The sequence below is a fragment of the Pararhodobacter sp. CCB-MM2 genome (assembly GCF_001691415.1).
Taxonomy (GTDB): Bacteria; Pseudomonadota; Alphaproteobacteria; order Rhodobacterales; family Rhodobacteraceae; genus Pararhodobacter.
The window spans coordinates 93,179-110,622 of the sequence record NZ_LRRR01000004.1 but is presented as its reverse complement, the minus strand read 5'-3'; the positions used below and the strand labels follow the sequence as shown (position 1 = coordinate 110,622).

Genomic DNA, 17,444 nt, shown 5'->3' with positions numbered 1-17,444 from the left:
CCCGGTTGTCCGGGTCTCGACACACAGGATAGCGCGAACGAAGGACTCTGGCCAGTCACTTACCGACGTCGGAACCACAGATCGGCCGAATACAGCGCCAATGCGGCCCAGATCATCGGGAAAGCCACCAGTTTCGCGCCCTCGAAGGGCTCGCCGAATACGAAGACGGCGATCAGGAAGACGAAGGTCGGCGCGATGTATTGCATCAGCGCGATGGTCGTCAGCCGCAGCCGCTTCGCGCCGTTCGCATACAGCATCAAGGGCACCGCCGTGACCACGCCACAGCCCAGCAACAGCAGGACGTCGCTCAGGCCACTCGTCGCGAAGACCATCTCGCCCCGCGCGGCCAACCAGCCGAGGTAGATCAAGCCGAAGGGCGCGAGCAGGATCACCTCCAAGGTAAAGCCCTGGTTCGGCCCGATCGGCAGCGCCCGCTTCAGCAGCGCATAGATCCCCCAGCTCACGGTCAGCGCCAAGGAGATCAGTGGCAGGCTTCCGGCATCGACGGTCAGCACCACGACGGCCAGTCCGGCCAGCGCCACCGCCGCCCATTGCGGGCGGGTCAACTTCTCGCGAAGCACCAAGGCGCCGAGCAGGACCGAAAACAACGGGTTGATGTAATAACCCAACGCCGCGTCCAGCACTTGCCCCGACTGGATCGCATAGAGATAGACGCTCCAGTTGACCGAGACGAACAGCGCCGTCAGCCCCGCCATCCCCAAAAGCCGCGGCGAGCGCAGCGCCCGCTTCAGATCCGCCGTCCGCCCGAGGATCATCAACGCCACCAGCGCGATCGGCACCGACCAGACGACACGATGGGCCAGCACCTCGGGCAGCGGCACATGGTTGACCAGATGCAGGTACAAAGGCAGCGCGCCCCAGATCAGATAGGCGGCCAGCGCCAGCAGGAAGCCGGACAGGCTGTCGCCGTCCTGCGCCACGGAATCATCGACCTGCGCCATCTTTGCTCTCCAAATATCCCGGGGGAGTCGCGCATAGCGACGGGGGCAGCGCCCCCCTCCAACGGCCCCGCTTGCAGAACCGCTTATCCTTTGAGCAGATCCTGCACAAGCGCAGCAAAATGATCGCCACGCTTCTCGAAGTTCGGATATTGGTCGAAACTCGCCGCGGCCGGGGCCAGCAGCACCACCTCGCCCGGCTCGGCCTCCTCGGCAGCGCGGGCGACGGCACGCTCCATCGTCTCGCAGATCTCATGCGGGGTCTGGCCCAGCTGCAGGGCGAAATCTCGCGCCGAATGGCCGATCATATAGGCCTTGGTGACCGACCCCAGATGCGGCGCCAGAGCGGCGATCCCGCCGTCCTTGCCGAGGCCCCCGGCGATCCAGCGAACCTTGGGGAAGGCCTGCAGCGCCTTGGCGGCGGAATCCACATTCGTCGCCTTGGAATCGTTGACGAATTTCACACCATCACGCTCGCCGATCAGCTGGCTCCGATGCGGCAGGCCCTGGAAACTCGCAAGCCCCCCCTCGATGATCCGCGGCGCCAGACCTAGCGCGCGCACGGCGGCATAGGCGGCGCAGGCGTTCTGGTGGTTATGCGCGCCCGGCAGCCCGGCGATGGGGCGCAGGTCAATGGACGCCACCTGCCGTCCGTTGCGCCATTCGGACAGGAAGCCCTTGCGCGCAAACACGGACCAGCCCTGCCCCTGCAGCTTCTGACCCGAGGAAATGCGGATCACCCGGCTGTCGTCCGGCCCCTCGGCCAGCTGCATCGCCAGATATTGCCCCTCGGTCTCATCCACGCCGATCACCGCGCGGGAGGGCGCGCCTTCGGTGAACAGACGGCGCTTGGCGGCGAAATAGCCGCCCATGCCGCCGTGGCGGTCGAGATGATCGGGGCTGAGATTGGTGAAGACGGCGACATCCGGGGCCAGATGGCGCGCGAGGTCGGTCTGGTAGCTCGACAGCTCCAGCACGACGACGCCCTCCTCGTCCGGCAGGTCGATGGAGAGCACGCCCGTGCCGATATTCCCCGCCATGCGCACCTCACGTCCGGCCTCGGCCAGAAGATGCGCGATCAGCGCGGTGGTGGTGGATTTTCCGTTGGAGCCTGTGACGCAGATGACCTTGGGCGCCTCGTCGCTGTCGGCCAGCGCACGGAAGAAGAGCGAGATGTCATTGTCCACCGGCACCCCGGCGGCGAGGGCCGCGGCGATGACCGGATGCGGCGCGGGATAGAGATGCGGGATACCAGGCGAGGTGATCAGCGCGGCCAAATTCTCCATCGCCGTCTGGCGGGTCAGATCGACGGGGGTGAAGCCCTCGGCCTCGGCCTTGGCGCGGCCCTCGGGGCTGTCGTCCCAAGCGCAAACCTCGGCGCCGCCGGCCTTCAGCGCGGCGCAGGTGGCAAGGCCCGAGCGCCCGAGCCCCAGAACGCCGACTTTCAGCCCTTCAAACCCTTGAACTGCAATCATTTTCGCCTCGATGCCGGAAGTTTGGCGCAGGGTATCGCTTGGCGCCTGAAAACGCCAGTGGGCGCGATTCGCGCCGGCCAGTACCAGTCGGGGAAAACGGGAAATCCGGATATGAAAAAAGCCCCTTGCGGGGCTTTGTTTCATCCCTCCCAAAGGAGGAAGTGGCGCGGTTGACGGGGCTCGAACCCGCGACCCCCGGCGTGACAGGCCGGTACTCTAACCAACTGAGCTACAACCGCGTTGAGGCGTTCTCTAGGGGGTCCGGCGGATAGGGTCAAGCGCGAAATGCGCGAAAAAGACACCGGCGTGACAGGGGATGTGACGGAATGATGATCGCAGCCAACAGACGTTGGCTTTTCCGGCTGAAAATTTTTTCGCGCCCCCCGAAGGACCGATCTTTGGCAGCAGGAATTCCGGGGATTCGCGGCGCTCTGATTCTGCCATGGCGGAACGTAGGCGGCGATCAAGCCTTTGATCTTCCTCGCTCTCCCCTGCTCGCCTGCAGGGGCGCGCCATGGCGTCGGGCATAAAAAAAGACCCCTGAACGGGGCCTTCGAGGAAGAAGTGGCGCGGTTGACGGGGCTCGAACCCGCGACCCCCGGCGTGACAGGCCGGTACTCTAACCAACTGAGCTACAACCGCGCGTAGGGCGTTCTCTAGGGGGTCTGACGGAGGGCGTCAAGCGCGAAAATCACGCGAGACGCGCCCTTTCTCTCCAGCTGCCCCAAGCCAGCACGGCAAGGTAGGCAAGATCCGAGAGAACCAGCACCACGAAGGGCCGTGTGGCCAGGGCGCCCGCATAGATCGCGACCGCGACCATGACGAAAACGGCGCGGTTGCGCGGCACCCGCCAGGCCTTGGGCGACGGCGTCGGCAAGCGCGAGATCATCAGCAGGCCGACGATTGCCACATAGACGCCCGAGACGCCCGGCCAATCCCGCATGTCGATCCAGCCGGCCAGCGTCAGGTAGATCGGCAGCAGGCACAGCATGGCGCCCGCCGGGGCCGGAACCCCCACGAAATGCGCCCGGCCCGGTGGCGGGGGCGCGTTGCGGTTCACGTTGAAGCGCGCCAGACGCAGGCAGGCGCAGAGGACGTAGACCAGCACCAACGGCCAGCCGAGGCCCGGCCATTGGTTCAGCGTGAAACTGTAGACGAAGACGCCCGGCGCGACGCCGAAGCAGACGAAATCCGACAGCGAATCGAGTTCCGCGCCGAAATGGCTCGCCGCGTTCAGCTTGCGTGCCAGAAGCCCGTCCATCCCGTCGACCAAAGCCGCCAGCACGATCAGCACCGCCGCCGTGGTATAGGCCTCGGCCATGGCATAGCGCATCGAGGTGAGGCCCGCGCAAAGGCCGAGCAGCGTCACCAGATTGGGGATCAGCTGCACGACCGGAAGCGTGCGGCGGTCGGCGGCCTCGGCGTCGTCTTCGGGGATGGGGGGCTCTTGGGTCATGGCTTAGCGGATCTCGGCGGTGCGGCGTGTCTCATCAGAACGCAGATCGGCGAGAACGGTTTCACCCGCAACCATCGCCTGCCCCAGCGAGACCAGCGGCTCCACCCCTTCGGGCAGGTAGACATCGAGGCGCGAGCCGAAGCGGATCATGCCGAAGCGTTCGCCGGTTTCCAGGACAGTGCCGGGTTTCACGTCGCAGACGATGCGGCGGGCAACGAGGCCTGCGATCTGCACCACGGCCAACTTGCGCCCGTCGGCCATCTGCACGGCGACCGAGTTGCGCTCGTTGTCCACCGACGCCTTGTCCAGCGAGGCGTTGAAGAACTTGCCCGGCCGGTAGCTGACCGCGGTCACCGTGCCGGCGATCGGCAGGCGGTTCACATGGCAGTTGAAGACGTTCATGAACACCGAGACGCGGGTCAGCGGCGTGTCGCCCATGCCGAGTTCGGCGGGCGGTGCGGCGGGCTCGATCAGCGAGATCACCCCGTCGGCCGGGCTGATGATCAGCCCCTCGCGCTGCGGGGTGTAGCGGTCCGGGTCGCGGAAGAAATAATAGCACCAGACGGTCAGCACCACGCCCACCCAACCCAGCGGCTGCCAGATCAGGAACAGCACCAGCGTCACCACGGCGAAGATGCCGATGAAAGGATAACCCTCGCGGTGCACCGGCTTGATGACGGCTTTGAGGATCGAATCGTGCGGGGCGTCGGACATCGGGTCTCCTGGGATGCTTCAGGTTGTTCTAGCCTGAACCGGGTTCAAGGCAAAGGAAGGTTCAGCCAAGCCGCCTGCGGACGATCGCCGCGGCCTGCGCCACGGCCTCGTCGATGGACAGGGTCGAGGTGTCGATCAGGATCGAGTCGGCGGCCGGTTTGAGGGGCGCATCGGCACGGTTCATGTCGCGCTCGTCGCGGGCCTTCACCTCGGCCAGCACCTGTGCCTCGTCGCCGCCGACCTCCAGCCAACGGCGATGGGCCCGCACCTCGGCCGAGGCGGTGACGAAGAGCTTCACTTCGGCGCCGGGGCAGATCACCGTGCCGATGTCGCGACCATCGAGCACCGCCCCGCCCTCGCGCCGGGCGAAATCCTGCTGGAAGGCGACCAAAGCCGCGCGGACCTCGGGGATCGCCGCAACGACGCTTGCCGCCTGCCCCGCCGCCATGCTGCGCAGATCGTCGCGGGCAAGATCCTCAGGCGAAAGCGAGCGCGCGGCGGCGACCGGGTCGCCCGCCTTGGCCCCCACGGCCCGATAGAGAAGCCCGGTGTCGAGATGGGCGAAGCCGAAGGCCTCGGCCAGCGCGCGGCTGATCGTGCCCTTGCCGGCTGCGGCGGGTCCGTCGACGGCGATGGTGAAGATCATGGCGGGCCTCCTGTGTTTTCCGCCTGCCTAGCGCAAGCCTGCCGGGGTTGAAAGCCGCGAGACAGGCCCGATATGCGAGGAAAGGAGACCTGCATGCCCCGCAACCGCTATTATTCCGGCCCTGTCAGCGACCATTTCGACGGGACGCGCTTCTTCAACCCCGGCGGCGAGGCCCCGCGCGGCTTTCGGGACATGCTACGCTGGCAACGCGAGGGGCAACGCCAGCAATGGCCCGCCCGCGTGCCGGTGACCAAGACCCGCCCCGAGGCGCAGGTGGCGGATCTGACGATCACCATGGTCGGCCATGCGACACTGCTCATTCAAACGGCGGGCCTCAACCTGCTCACCGACCCGGTCTGGTCCGAACGTGCCTCGCCCTTCCAGTTCGCCGGCCCCCGCCGCGTCGCCGACCCCGGCATCGATTTCGCGCATCTGCCGAAGATCGACGCGGTGCTGCTGAGCCACAACCATTACGACCACCTCGACCTTCTGACGCTGAAGCGCCTGAAGGCCGCGCATGATCCCGTAGTGCTGACGCCTCTGGGTAATGACGCGATCCTCAAGGGCACGGGCCTGCGCGTGCTGACCGCCGATTGGGGCGAGATCCTGCACTTTGGCCCGCTCGCCGTGCATCTGGAGCCCTGCCACCATTGGTCGGCGCGCGGCACCCGCGACCGCTCAATGGCGCTCTGGGCCGCCTTCGTGATCGAAGGGCCCTCGGGCAAGATCCTGCATATCGGCGACACAGGCTTCGACGAGGGCCGCCCCTACCGCGACCTCCCCGCCCGCCACGGCCCCCTGCGCGCCGCGATCCTGCCGATTGGCGCCTACGAACCCCGCTGGTTCATGCGCGCCCAGCATCAGGACCCGCATGAGGCGCTGCAAGGCTTCCGCCTCTCAGGCGCGCGCTGGGGCGTGGGCCATCACTGGGGGACGTTCCAGCTGACGGATGAAGGTCGCGAAGCCCCGCCCGTCGCCCTGACCGAGGCCCTCAGCGCCCAGGACGTTGCGCCCGATGCCTTCCGCGCCCTCGCGCCGGGTGAAAGTTGGGCGATCCCGCCCCTTTGAGGCGCCCCTTGGCACCCCGCAAGAGAGTATTTGAAACAAGGTGAGGGGCACAACCAAGCGCCCCTTCATCTTTGCTCTATAAATATCCCGCGGGGGTCCGGGGGCGCGAAGCCCCCGGGTCTCACCGCCTCACGCGACGCCAGCTTGCGCGCACCGCCAGGACCGCCGCCAAGGCGAAAACCGCGAACTTGCCTTGCGTAAAGGCACTGGCCCCGAAAATGTCCGAGGGGTTCACCCAATCAGGCCCCGCCGCCAGCATGCGCTGGATCAGCATGTTTTCGCCCCAATCGAGCGCCGTATAGCTGATCGCCACCATCATGCAGACCATGCCGAACACGCCCTTGAACGGCCGCATCCACCACAGGAAGCACAGGCCCATCAGCGCCGGGAACAGGTAATCCGCGACCATCACCGGGCCTTGGTACAGCGCGAAGCCCTCCGGCGTCAGCGCGCGCAGGAAGTCTCGCGCGGCATGCAGGTCGTAGCCGAGGATGCGCAGGTCGTAGGGCATAAGCCCCCCGGCCTCGCGCAGCAATTGGCTGCCCAGGTACCCCGCCAGATAGGCATAGACCGCCGCGGTCAGCAGCGGCAGACCCCAGTTGACCAGCCGCGTCACGAATTGTCGCGCGAGACGCTCGCGCCGAGGCCCGACATCAAGGGCTCGAAGATCGGGAACGACGTGGCGATCGGCCCGCCATCATCGACCGAGACCGGCGTTTCCGACACCATCCCCAAGACGAGGAAGCTCATGGCGATGCGGTGGTCGAGATGCGTCGCGCAGGTCGCGCCGCCCGGAACCGAGCCCGTGCCGTGGACGATGAGCGTGTCCTCGTCCTCTTCGATCTTGACGCCGCAGGCCTCAAGCCCGCGCGCCATGGCGTCGATGCGGTCGCTCTCCTTGACGCGGAGTTCCTTCACGCCGCGCATCACGGTCGTGCCCTTGGCCATCGAGGCGACGACCGAAAGGATGGGGAATTCGTCGATCATCGAGGCCGCGCGGTCCTCGGGCGTCTCGACGCCCTTGAGGTCCGGAGAGTAGCGCACGCGCAGGTCGGCGACCGGCTCGCCGCCCTCTTCACGCGGGTTCTCGAAGGCGATGTCAGCGCCCATTTCCAGAAGCGTGACATAGAGCCCGTCGCGCGTCGGGTTGCGCGAGACGCCGGGGACGGTGATCTCGGAGCCCGGCACCAGAAGGGCGGCGCAGACCGGGAAAGCGGCAGACGATGGGTCGCGCGGCACGGCGACGCGCTGGCCGGTGAGCTCGGGCTGGCCCTTCAGGGTGATCACGCGGCCCTCGGGCGTTTCTTGCACATCGACCTCGGCGCCGAAGCCGCGCAGCATGCGCTCGGTATGGTCGCGGGTCGCCTCGGGCTCGATCACCACGGTCTCGCCCGGCGCGTTGAGGCCGGCGAGCAGCACGGCGGATTTCACCTGAGCGGAGGGCATCGGCAGGGTGTAGCGCACCGGCACCGGCTCGGCCGCGCCGATCATCGTCAGCGGAAGCTTGCCGCCCGCGCGGCCGACAGCCTTGGCGCCGAAAAGGGCCAGCGGGTCGGTAACGCGGCCCATCGGGCGCTTGTTCAGGCTCGCGTCGCCGGTGAAGGTCGCGGCGATCGGCGTCGTGGCCATCGCGCCCATGATGAGGCGCACGCCGGTGCCCGAATTGCCGCAGTCAATGACTTGGCTCGGCTCGGCAAAGCCGCCGACGCCGACGCCGTTGACCGTCCATTCGCCCTCGCCATGGCGGGTGACGGTGGCGCCGAAAGCCCGCATCGCGGCGGCGGTGTCGAGCACGTCCTGGCCCTCCAGCAACCCGGTCACCGAGGTCTCACCCACCGAGAGCGCACCGAGGATCAGCGCGCGGTGGCTGATCGACTTGTCGCCGGGCACCTCGGCCACGCCCTTCAGCGGGCCAGAGCGGCGGGCGGTCATCGGGATCGGGGTGGCGTGGGCGGACATGGGAACCTCGAAGCGCTGCAATCGCGGGGGTGATAGCGCGTTGCGAGGGCTCACACCAGTCCCGCGAGGCGCAGGACGATGCCCGCCCCTGCGGCCCCGAGGATCAGCACGCCCGGCCCCGCCTTCAGTGCGAAGGCCGCGAGAAGCGCCAGAGCCGTCAGCCCGGCAGCCCAAGGGTCGAAACTTCCGCCGGGCCAGAGCGTGTGCAGCGCGAACCACAGGCCGAGATTGGCGATGACGCCGACCACGGCGGCGGTGACGGCGCTGAGGGCGCCCGCCAGCGCGGGGCTGTGGCGCAGGCGCTCAGCATGCGGCGCGCCGGCGAAGATCCACAGGAAGCAGGGCGCGAAGGTGGCCCAGGTGGTGACCAGCGCGGCGAGGGTGGCGAGCCACAGCCCGCCCGCCTGCCAGCCCGCCATGAAGCCTACGAATTGCGTGACCATGATCAAGGGGCCGGGGGTCGTCTCGGCCATGGCGAGGCCATCGAGCATCTGCGGCGCGGTCAGCCAATGGTACTGCTCGACCGCCGCCTGCGCGACCCAAGCCAAGACGGCATAGGCGCCGCCGAAGGTCAGCACCGCCATCTGGCTGAAATAGAGCGCGACCTGAGCCAGCACATTGTCGCCGCCGAGGATCAAGATCAGCGCCGCGACGGGCCCAAGCCAGAGCGCGGCCCAGATGAGCGCCGGCTTCAGGGTGGAGACACGGGCCGGCGGCGCCTCGGAGGCGCCCTGCCCGCGCGCCATGAGCCAACCGATCAGCGCGGCGGCGAGCACGACCAGCGGGAACGGCACCGAAAGCACGAAGAGCGCGGCGAAGGCGGCGAGCGCGATGGCCGCCTGAACCCAGCCTTTCACCGCCTTTTTTGCAATACGGACAAGGGCCTGCGCGACGATGGCGATGACGGCGGCCTTGAGGCCGAAGAACGCGCCCTCGATCCAGGCGACATCGCCGGCGAGGACATAGATCCAGCTCAGCGCCATGATCGCCACGACGCCCGGCAGCACGAAGAGGCCACCGGCGATCATGCCGCCACGCCAGCCGCCGCGCAGCCAGCCGATATAGGTGGCCAGCTGCATCGCCTCGGGCCCCGGCAGCAGCATGCAGAAGTTGAGGGCATGCAAGAAGCGCGCCTCGTCGATCCATTGGCGTTGATCGACGAGTTCGCGGTGCATCAGCGCGATCTGCCCGGCCGGACCGCCGAAACTGAGGAGGCCGATGCGGGCCCAGACCTTGAGGTCTGATGCGGTTTCAGGCGCGTTCATCCTTGGGCGACCCCATGACGACGAAGGTGGTGATGGCCGTCACCTGCGGCAGGGTGCCGAGGATCTCGGTGTGGAAATGCTTGTAGGCCGCCAGATCGGCGACCTCGACCCGGATCAGATACTCGATCGTGCCTGTCACATTGTGACATTCGCGCACCTGAGGGGCGGATTTCATCGCCCGTTCAAAGCTCTCCTGACTGAACTTGGTATGAGTCCCGAGGCCGACCGAGACATAGACGACAAAGCCCTTGCCGGTCTGCATCGGGTCCAGCACCGCGCGATACCCCTTGATCACGCCCCGCCGTTCAAGGTCCTGCACCCTGCGCAGACAGGCCGAGGGCGAGAGGCCGACACGCTCGGCCAGCTCGAGGTTCGAGATCCGGCCGTCGCGAGAAAGCTCGCGCAATATCTTGTCGGAAATGGCGTCGATGTCGGTCATGGATTGCACAGATAGCGCCGACGGCACGATCAACGCAATTCAATTCGGGGTCGGGCCGCATAGGATTGCGCGTCAATCTCGGATTTCGGACCATGCTGCCCCAAGACCTGCTCCTTGCCCTCATCGCCTATGCCTTTGTCTCGTCGATCACGCCGGGGCCGAACAACCTGATGCTGCTGGCCTCGGGCGTGAACTTCGGCTTCCGGCGGACGGTCCCGCATATGCTGGGCATCGGCGTGGGGTTCACGGTGATGACGGCGCTGGTGGGCGTGGGGCTGGCCGGGTTGTTTGCGCTCTGGCCACCGTTGCATGACGTGCTCACGGTGGCCTCGGTGGCCTATCTGCTGTGGCTGGCGTGGAAGATCGCGCATTCGGCGCCGCCCTCGGGCGAGGCGCAGCTGGACGCGAAGCCCTTCGGCTTCTTTCAGGCGGCGGGGTTCCAATGGGTGAACCCCAAGGCCTGGAGCATGGCGCTGACTGCCTGCACCCTTTACGCGCCCGAGGCCGATTGGCAGTCGGTGGCGCTGGTGGCGCTGGTGTTCGGCGCGGTGAACCTGCCGAGCGTGAGCTCCTGGGCGGGGATGGGGGTGCTGCTGCGCGGCTGGCTGCGAGATCCGGCGCGGCTGCGGGCGTTCAACTGGACGATGGCGGGGCTCTTGGTGGCGACGCTTTATCCGGTGATGATGGCGTGACGGGAGAGCCGGGCCGGCGCTGGCCCGGCGGCCTACGGCCTTGTTCCGGGCAGGGTCTACTGTGCCCCCCGTAGGGTGGGGTTTCACCCCACCATCGCGTCCAAAGGTGGGGTGAAACCCCACCCTACACGTCACGCCGGGATCATGCCCTTCTCGCGGGCGATCTCGGTCATCCGGCCCTGCAGCTTCTCGAAGGCCCGGACCTCGATCTGGCGAATGCGCTCGCGCGAGACATTGTATTTCGCGCTCAGGTCTTCCAGCGTCACCGGCGGCTCGGCCAGACGGCGCTCGGTCAGGATGTCGCGTTCACGCTCGTTGAGGACATCCATCGCCTCCATCAGCATCTGCTGACGCGCTTCGAACTCGTCCCGCTCGGCATAGGCGCCGGCCTGATCGGCATCCTCGTCCTCAAGCCAGTCCTGCCACGAGGACGAACCCTCATCCCCACCGACCGTCACGTTCAGGGACGCGTCCGAGCCGGCCAGACGGCGGTTCATGTCAACCACCTCCTGCTCGGAGACGCTCAGGTCCTCGGCCAGCTGCTTCACATTCTCGGGGCGCAGATCGCCTTCCTCGATGGCACCAATCCGGGCCTTCGCCTTGCGCAGGTTGAAGAACAGCTTCTTCTGCGCCGAGGTCGTGCCCAGCTTCACCATCGACCAGGACCGCAGGATATATTCCTGGATCGAGGCGCGGATCCACCACATCGCATAGGTGGCCAGACGGAAGCCCTTTTCCGGGTCGAACCGCTTCACGGCCTGCATCAGGCCCACGTTCGCTTCCGAGATCACCTCGGCCTGCGGCAGGCCATAGCCGCGATAGCCCATGGCGATCTTGGCGGCGAGGCGCAGGTGCGAGGTGACAAGCTTGTGCGCGGCGCCCGTGTCCTGATGGTCCACCCAGCGCTTGGCCAGCATGTATTCCTCTTCCGGCTCCAGCATGGGGAACCGGCGGATCTCTTGCAGATAGCGGTTCAGGCCCTGCTCGGGACTGGGGGCGGGAAGGCTGGTGTAATCGGCCACCGGGTGTGTACTCCTTTCAGGATCGTTTCGGGTTACACGGATTGCGGCCCGTGATCCGTCGGATTTTGTATCTAGGGACGCTAACAACGTCGTTCAAGGCACGAAGTTCCCCCTTTGGACCTGTCACAACACCGGGCTGATCATCGCCGCGATGTTATGGGCCAGCCGGCGCGGCAGCGACCAGCCCGCCACCTCACCCGCCGTCAACACCCGCGAGGCCGCGATCCAACGGGTCTGAAGCGCCGCCAAATCGGCGGTGGCGACGGGATCGGCCAGCAGGATGTTGTTCTCGAAATTCAGCTCAAAGGACCGCCGGTCGAGGTTGGCCGAGCCCAGCATCATCAGCCCCTCGTCCACCCGCAGGGTCTTGGCGTGCAGAAGGCCCGGCGCATGTTCGACGATCCGCACCCCCGCCTGCATCAACCCCGGATAGGTGGCGCGGCTGGCGAAGGCGACCATGCGGGAATCGTTGCGGGCAGGCAGGATCAGCGTCACCGCCACACCGCGCAGGGCCGTGGCGCGCAGCTGCTCCAGCAGGCCCGCCGTCGGCACGAAATAGGGGGTGGAGATCACCACCTCCTGCCGGGCCGCCGCCAGCAACAACCCGACCACATCGGCCACCGCCCCCGGCGACAGATCCGGCCCGGTACCGAAGGCGAGCCCGGGCACGCCGTCCGGGGCGGCGGCAGGGGCCACGGCCAGCTCGGCGCTCAAGGCGTCGCCGCCGCCGCCGGTCCAGTCGGCCGCGAACAGCGCCTGCACCTGCCAGACCACCGGCCCCTCCAGCCGCATCAGCACATCGTGCCACGGGGCGTATTTCGCCTTGGGCAGAAAGGCCGGATCGGCGCAATTGCGGCTGCCACAGAAGGCCAGCGCCCCGTCGATCACGAAGATCTTGCGGTGGTTGCGGATGTCCACCCGCCCCAGAAGCGAGCGCCCGGCCGCCCAGCGCGTGTCGAAGGCGATCCGCGTCTTCACCCCGGCCGCCGTCATCGCGCGCCACAGATCCGAGCGCACCAGGGCGCGCGAGCCGAGGCCGTCGACCATCACTCGACACGTCACGCCGCGTGCGGCAGCGCGCATCACCGCCTCGGCCAAAGCGCGGCCGGTCTCATCGGTCAGCCAGATGTAGACGACGATATGCACGTGGCGTTCGGCCGCGTCGATCGCCTCAACGAGCGCGGCCAGTTGGCCGGAGGCGTCGTCGCTCAGGCTGACCCGGTTGCCGGGCAAAACCGCGAAGCCATTGACCGAAGCGGCCCGCCCGAAGGCGGCCTCGGCCCGGTCGGGCACCTCGGCCTGCGCGATGCCCGGCGCCTCGGTCGGCAGGCCCGCGCGCACGGCGCGCATGCGCTCGGCCCGCCGTCGTCCCGGGCTGACCTCACCCAGCAGCAGGTAAAGCACCACGCCCAAGGCCGGCACCGACAGGATCACCAGCACCCAGGCCAGCCGCGAGGTGGCCTCGCGCCCCGGTCGGATCAGCGCTCGCAACAGCACCGCCAGTTGCAGCGCGTAATGCGCGATGGCTGTAAGGATCAGAATGACGGAGGCCTCCATCGCAGGGCCCTTCCCCGCTGAGTGTCAGACCGCGAAGAGCACGCCTTCCTGCACCAGCCGCCGCGTCATCACCGCTTGCCCGGCCTCGTCGAGATCGCCGGCCAGCTCGCCCACCCGGAACCCCTCGCGCCCCAGGGCATCGCGCAGGCTGTCTGCGACATGGGCCGGGAAGCGGATCTCGGCGCCGAAGACGGCCAGCACTACCTCGTCGCCCTCAAGGCTGAGGAGCGGGATCAGGTCGGCACGGCGGCGCAGCTCGGTGCCGGGCCCGATCGCCTCGGCGTTGAACATCTGCATCAGCTGGCCCGGCACCACCGGAATGCGGCGGCGGCGGAACTCATGCCCGAAGCTGTCCAGCGTTGCGCCGGCGTCGATGCCGTCGACGGCGCGTTGCAGCAGGTCCTTGAAGGTCTGACGCGCCGGGGCCTGATCGAAACCCTCGTTGGCATAGCCCGGCGGCACGGCGCGGCGGAAGGCCGCATCGTCCAGAGCCAGCTGCGAGACGGCCTCGACGATCAGGTCGATCCAGCGCGGGGTCAGCAGACCCGTGGTGATGTGCAGCGACAGCTCGTCGGTGGCGCGGGCGTCATGCACCACGCCGCGCGGGACGTAGCACATGTCGCCCGCCTGCAGGGTGAAGGTGTCGATCAGCGCGCCGGCCTCGAAGCCCTCGGGCTCAAACCCTTGGCTGCGAAGGGGCAGTTCCAACGGGCTCTCGTAGATGTTCCAGGTCTTCGAGCCGGCGATCTGCAGGACAATCACGTCGTGGCTGTCGTAATGCGTCTTGAAGCCCTGGGCATCGGGGGGCGTGAAGTAGATGTTGGTCTGCAGATCGCAGCTGAACACCGTCTCCAGCGAGCGGCAATAGGCCTGCAGCTTGGGCAGCCGTTTCTGCAGGCCCGGCAGCACCACCGTCGCGCCCTCGCCGAACGTGTTGATCACCCGCACCGGATCGGCAAAGCCCGAGGGCATGATGTAGTCGTCGTCGGTGAAGGTCCGGCCCTTTTGGACCAGCTTGATGTCCTCGGCCGGGATCAGCATCTGCGTCAGCACCCGGTCGATATCGGGCAACGAGAGGAGCCGGGTGTAATAGTCCGGGTCCTCGCGGCGGATGACCAGATGCGTCTTCTCGAAATGTTGCTCGAAGAACGCCTCGGTGGTCAGGGGCGCAATGGCCTCGGCGAAATCCACCGGGGGCTGGGCCGCCGTCTGGGGCTGGCTTGGCGAATCCTTCATCGAAAACTCCCGTTTGCGGGCCCATGGCGCGGGACACAAAACCGGCACGCGCGGGGACAGGGCCCTGTCGTAATGCGCCGATTGGACAGGATCGGCGGCCGCGTTGCAATGGGGGAGCTGCGCCGATCACGAAACGGGTCTGAGCCCTTGATTTCCTTGACGCAGCCATGACGGGCGCCCAAAGTAGGAGGGTTGATTCACTTTATTGAGAGATTTGCGCATGTCAGACGAAGCGAAGAGCAAGAAAGCCACGCTGACCGATGCCGAGATTACCACCAGCCGCGGCTTCGGCCGTCGCGCGTTCCTGCTGGGCACCTTCGGGGGCACCACGGCGCTGGCGGGCTGCGTCTCGACCGGGATCACCGATGCCGACACCGGCGCCTATGCCGATCCGGCCGGCGCGGGTCGTGGCGGCACCCGGATCGTGACCTACCGCAGCGGCATCACCGACAGCGACGGCGGCGCCTATGCCGATCCGGTCGGCAATGGCCGGGGCCGTCGCAGCTGCACCGACAGCGATATTGGCGGTTATGCCGATCCGGTCGGCCGCGGTCGCCGCTGCTGAGGACGCGAAGCGCCGGGACGCCTATGTCCCGGCCGCTTAGGCGCCCAGTCTTACCCACCAAGCGTGGTCAGAAGATCCTGGAAATCCTTGGGGAGCGGCGAGACGAAGGTCAGCCGCTCTTCGCTTACGGGGTGGATGAACCCCAGCGTCGCCGCATGCAGCGCCTGACGCGGGAAGGCCGCCAAGGCCTCGGCCCCGCCAGCCGGCAGCGCATTGGGTGAGGCCTTGCGCCGCCCGCCATAGACCGGATCACCGACGAGGCCATGGCCGACATGGGCCATATGCACGCGGATCTGGTGGGTGCGCCCCGTCTCCAGCCGACATTCCATCAGCGCCACCTGCGGCGGGGTGCCGATCGCTTCAAGCACCTTGGCACGGGTCACGGCATGGCGCCCGCGGTCGAAGAACACCGCCTGTTTCTGGCGATCATGGCGGTGACGGTCGAGCCGCGTCTGGATCTTCAGCACCCCGCCCTGTTCGAAACTGGTGCCCTTGACGCCCTTGAGCCGCGGGTCGCCTGCATCCGGCACACCATTCACCAGCGCCTGATAGACGCGGTCGACGGAATGCGCCTCGAACTGCGCGGCGAGGCCATGGTGGGCGCGGTCGGTCTTCGCCACGACCAGCAAGCCCGACGTGTCCTTGTCGATCCGGTGCACGATGCCCGGCCGCTTGGCCCCGCCGATCCCCGACAGCGTGTCGCCGCAATGATGCAGCAGCGCATTGACCAAGGTGCCACGCGGCGTGCCGGGCGCGGGATGGACGACCATGCCGGCGGGTTTGTCGATGACGATCAGGTCGTCGTCCTCGTAGAGCACGGTGAGCGGAATATCCTCGGGCAGCGCGTCGAGCTCAACGGCGGCCTCAATGGCGATGACGATCTCCTCGCCCTCGGTGACCTTGGCCTTGGTGTCGGTCAGCGGCTCTCCGCCGCGGCTGACGGCGCCCTCGGCGATCAGCTTGGCCAGACGCGAGCGCGAGAGAGACGCTTCCTCTGGCACATCGCGGGCCAGCGCCTTATCAAGACGGTCGGGCGGGTTCGCCCCGATGACCACCACGATCTCGAGGGAATCCCCGTCCATGTCCGCGTCGCTGCCCCCGGCCGAAAAGACTTCTGATGACGACACGGTAGCGCTCCCTGCGGATCTGCGTTTTCTGAAGATGCTGGTCATCACGCTGATGGTGGTGATGATCTTGGGCCTTCTAACCATCGTCGGTCTGCTTGTCACGAGGCTGGGCTCGGCCGCGCCCCTGCCCCAGCTGCCCGAGAGCGTGATCCTGCCCGAAGGCTCAATTCCTGCAGCCGTGACTTTCGCGCAGGATTGGCTGGTGGTGGTGGATCAGAATGGCCAGGTGCTGCTGTTCGGCCGCGACGGTGGCGCGCCTGTCAGCGTGACGCCCCTGCCCTGACGACAGAGGGGGTTTCGCCCTCGTCCGGCATGCCTCCGGCACGCAGGCCTCGCGCGACCGGGCGCCTCGCTTCGCTCGGCGCCAAAAGAAAAGAAGGGGCTATCTGCCCCCTCGGCCTGCGGCCTCACCCCCAAGGATATTTTCAGAACGAAGAGATCAGGACGCTTGCTGCCTGCGCAGCCCTAGCAGCGACGGCGTTCATCTTCGTTCCGAAAATATCCTGGGGGGTGAATTTGGCGAAGCCAAAGAGGGGGGCAAAGCCCCCCTTGCCGGTCGCCCGCAGGCGCCTGTGCCCGAAGGGCGCGGGCGGTCAGGGCGAAACCCCTCTCCCGCCCCGAAGCGCTGCCTCAGCTTTCGCTCAGGGCCACTTTCATGTCCTTGACCTGGTAGATCACTTCGCCATCGGCTTCGACGATGCCGTCGGCCACGCCCATGGTCAGACGGCGCGTTTGGATCGCCTTGGTGAAATCAACTTTGTAGGTCAACATCTTGCGGTCCGGGCGCACCATGCCCGTGAGCTTCACTTCACCGACGCCCAGCGCATAGCCGCGCCCCAGCCAGCCGCGCCAGCCGAGGTTGAAGCCGGTGAGCTGCCACAGACCGTCGAGGCCCAAGCAGCCCGGCATGATCGGGTTACCGGGGAAGTGGCAATCGAAGAACCACAGATCCGGGGTGATGTCGAACTCGGCCACGACATGCCCCTTGCCGTGCAGGCCGCCATCGCCCGAGATCTCGGTGATGCGGTCCATCATCAGCATCGGCGGGGCCGGAAGCTGCGCGTTGCCCGGCCCGAACAATTCGCCGCGGGCGCAGGCCAGCAGGGCTTCCTTGTCAAATTGGCTAGGGTATTGCGACATGCTCTTGATCCTCCGGAGTTGCTTGAACCCGTCTAACCACCGGGCGCCATGCTGACAAGGCACGCAAACCGGGTTGATAAAGCAAGTCAGCAGGGCCGGCCGGCGCATCCCCATTGAATCCGGG

General features: G+C 67.2%; 18 protein-coding genes and 2 tRNA genes. 4 read left to right on the top strand and 16 right to left on the bottom strand.

Features of this window, described 5'->3' with window-relative positions; genetic code table 11:
• Positions 1-59 precede the first annotated feature (59 nt).
• The 7 genes from rarD to BCY78_RS06715 all read right to left on the bottom strand — a co-directional run bounded on the left by rarD (position 60) and on the right by BCY78_RS06715 (position 5,250).
• Complete coding sequence (rarD, locus tag BCY78_RS06745; RefSeq protein WP_068299649.1) at positions 60-962, bottom strand: EamA family transporter RarD; 903 nt, start codon at positions 960-962, stop codon at positions 60-62.
• Between the two features lie 83 nt (positions 963-1,045).
• On the bottom strand, positions 1,046-2,434 hold the full coding sequence (gene murD, locus BCY78_RS06740) for a UDP-N-acetylmuramoyl-L-alanine--D-glutamate ligase (protein WP_068299645.1): 1,389 nt from the start codon (positions 2,432-2,434) through the stop codon (positions 1,046-1,048).
• A gap of 162 nt (positions 2,435-2,596) precedes the next feature.
• A tRNA-Asp gene (locus tag BCY78_RS06735) sits at positions 2,597-2,673 on the bottom strand.
• 326 nt (positions 2,674-2,999) lie between these two features.
• Positions 3,000-3,076: transfer RNA gene (locus BCY78_RS06730), tRNA-Asp, on the bottom strand.
• A gap of 49 nt (positions 3,077-3,125) precedes the next feature.
• Positions 3,126-3,890, bottom strand: a complete 765-nt coding sequence (pssA, locus tag BCY78_RS06725; protein WP_068299642.1) for a CDP-diacylglycerol--serine O-phosphatidyltransferase — start codon at positions 3,888-3,890, stop codon at positions 3,126-3,128.
• Between the two features lie 3 nt (positions 3,891-3,893).
• Entirely contained in the window at positions 3,894-4,604 is a 711-nt protein-coding gene (locus tag BCY78_RS06720; protein ID WP_068299635.1) for a phosphatidylserine decarboxylase, read from the bottom strand.
• Positions 4,605-4,665: 61 nt separating this feature from the next.
• Positions 4,666-5,250, bottom strand: a complete 585-nt coding sequence (locus tag BCY78_RS06715) for a d(CMP) kinase (RefSeq protein ID WP_068299632.1) — start codon at positions 5,248-5,250, stop codon at positions 4,666-4,668.
• Positions 5,251-5,343: 93 nt separating this feature from the next.
• Between BCY78_RS06715 and BCY78_RS06710 the strand changes: the two genes are divergently transcribed.
• Complete coding sequence (locus tag BCY78_RS06710; protein ID WP_083194858.1) at positions 5,344-6,318, top strand: MBL fold metallo-hydrolase; 975 nt, start codon at positions 5,344-5,346, stop codon at positions 6,316-6,318.
• Positions 6,319-6,439: 121 nt separating this feature from the next.
• Here BCY78_RS06710 and BCY78_RS06705 read toward each other — a convergent pair whose 3' ends face one another.
• The 4 genes from BCY78_RS06705 to BCY78_RS06690 are packed head-to-tail and all read right to left on the bottom strand — an operon-like array spanning position 6,440 to position 9,981.
• Complete coding sequence (locus BCY78_RS06705) at positions 6,440-6,934, bottom strand: hypothetical protein (RefSeq protein ID WP_068299621.1); 495 nt, start codon at positions 6,932-6,934, stop codon at positions 6,440-6,442.
• Positions 6,931-8,277, bottom strand: a complete 1,347-nt coding sequence (gene aroA / locus BCY78_RS06700; RefSeq protein WP_068299620.1) for a 3-phosphoshikimate 1-carboxyvinyltransferase — start codon at positions 8,275-8,277, stop codon at positions 6,931-6,933. Before aroA ends, BCY78_RS06705 begins: the two co-directional genes overlap by 4 nt.
• A gap of 50 nt (positions 8,278-8,327) precedes the next feature.
• Complete coding sequence (gene chrA, locus BCY78_RS06695) at positions 8,328-9,542, bottom strand: chromate efflux transporter (protein WP_068299617.1); 1,215 nt, start codon at positions 9,540-9,542, stop codon at positions 8,328-8,330.
• On the bottom strand, positions 9,529-9,981 hold the full coding sequence (locus BCY78_RS06690; RefSeq protein WP_068299949.1) for an Lrp/AsnC family transcriptional regulator: 453 nt from the start codon (positions 9,979-9,981) through the stop codon (positions 9,529-9,531). Before BCY78_RS06690 ends, chrA begins: the two co-directional genes overlap by 14 nt.
• Before the next feature lie 95 nt (positions 9,982-10,076).
• On the opposite strand from BCY78_RS06690, the gene BCY78_RS06685 reads away from it, so the two are divergent.
• Positions 10,077-10,673 (top strand): LysE family translocator, encoded by a 597-nt coding sequence (locus BCY78_RS06685; RefSeq protein ID WP_139103102.1) that lies wholly within the window; start codon positions 10,077-10,079, stop codon positions 10,671-10,673.
• 131 nt (positions 10,674-10,804) lie between these two features.
• On the opposite strand, the gene rpoH is transcribed toward BCY78_RS06685, so the two are convergent.
• The 3 genes from rpoH to BCY78_RS06670 all read right to left on the bottom strand — a co-directional run bounded on the left by rpoH (position 10,805) and on the right by BCY78_RS06670 (position 14,488).
• Positions 10,805-11,695, bottom strand: coding sequence for an RNA polymerase sigma factor RpoH (gene rpoH / locus BCY78_RS06680; protein WP_068299611.1), 891 nt, complete (start codon positions 11,693-11,695; stop codon positions 10,805-10,807).
• A gap of 123 nt (positions 11,696-11,818) precedes the next feature.
• Positions 11,819-13,252, bottom strand: a complete 1,434-nt coding sequence (cls, locus tag BCY78_RS06675; RefSeq protein ID WP_068299606.1) for a cardiolipin synthase — start codon at positions 13,250-13,252, stop codon at positions 11,819-11,821.
• Positions 13,253-13,276: 24 nt separating this feature from the next.
• Positions 13,277-14,488 carry a cupin domain-containing protein gene (locus BCY78_RS06670; RefSeq protein ID WP_068299603.1) on the bottom strand — a complete coding sequence of 404 codons (1,212 nt, stop codon included), beginning with the start codon at positions 14,486-14,488 and terminating at the stop codon, positions 13,277-13,279.
• Between the two features lie 220 nt (positions 14,489-14,708).
• Between BCY78_RS06670 and BCY78_RS25940 the strand changes: the two genes are divergently transcribed.
• Complete coding sequence (locus BCY78_RS25940) at positions 14,709-15,053, top strand: hypothetical protein (protein WP_233499362.1); 345 nt, start codon at positions 14,709-14,711, stop codon at positions 15,051-15,053.
• A 50-nt stretch (positions 15,054-15,103) separates the two neighbouring features.
• Here BCY78_RS25940 and BCY78_RS06660 read toward each other — a convergent pair whose 3' ends face one another.
• The gene (locus tag BCY78_RS06660; protein ID WP_068299601.1) at positions 15,104-16,135 is read right to left on the bottom strand and encodes an RluA family pseudouridine synthase; all 1,032 of its coding nucleotides are present in this window, start codon (positions 16,133-16,135) and stop codon (positions 15,104-15,106) included.
• Between BCY78_RS06660 and BCY78_RS06655 the strand changes: the two genes are divergently transcribed.
• The gene (locus tag BCY78_RS06655) at positions 16,134-16,463 is read left to right on the top strand and encodes a DUF6476 family protein (protein ID WP_068299597.1); all 330 of its coding nucleotides are present in this window, start codon (positions 16,134-16,136) and stop codon (positions 16,461-16,463) included. The two genes, BCY78_RS06660 and BCY78_RS06655, sit on opposite strands and share 2 nt — an antisense overlap.
• 347 nt (positions 16,464-16,810) lie before the next feature.
• Here BCY78_RS06655 and fabA read toward each other — a convergent pair whose 3' ends face one another.
• Positions 16,811-17,320 (bottom strand): bifunctional 3-hydroxydecanoyl-ACP dehydratase/trans-2-decenoyl-ACP isomerase, encoded by a 510-nt coding sequence (gene fabA, locus BCY78_RS06650; RefSeq protein ID WP_068299594.1) that lies wholly within the window; start codon positions 17,318-17,320, stop codon positions 16,811-16,813.
• Positions 17,321-17,444: the final 124 nt, after the last annotated feature.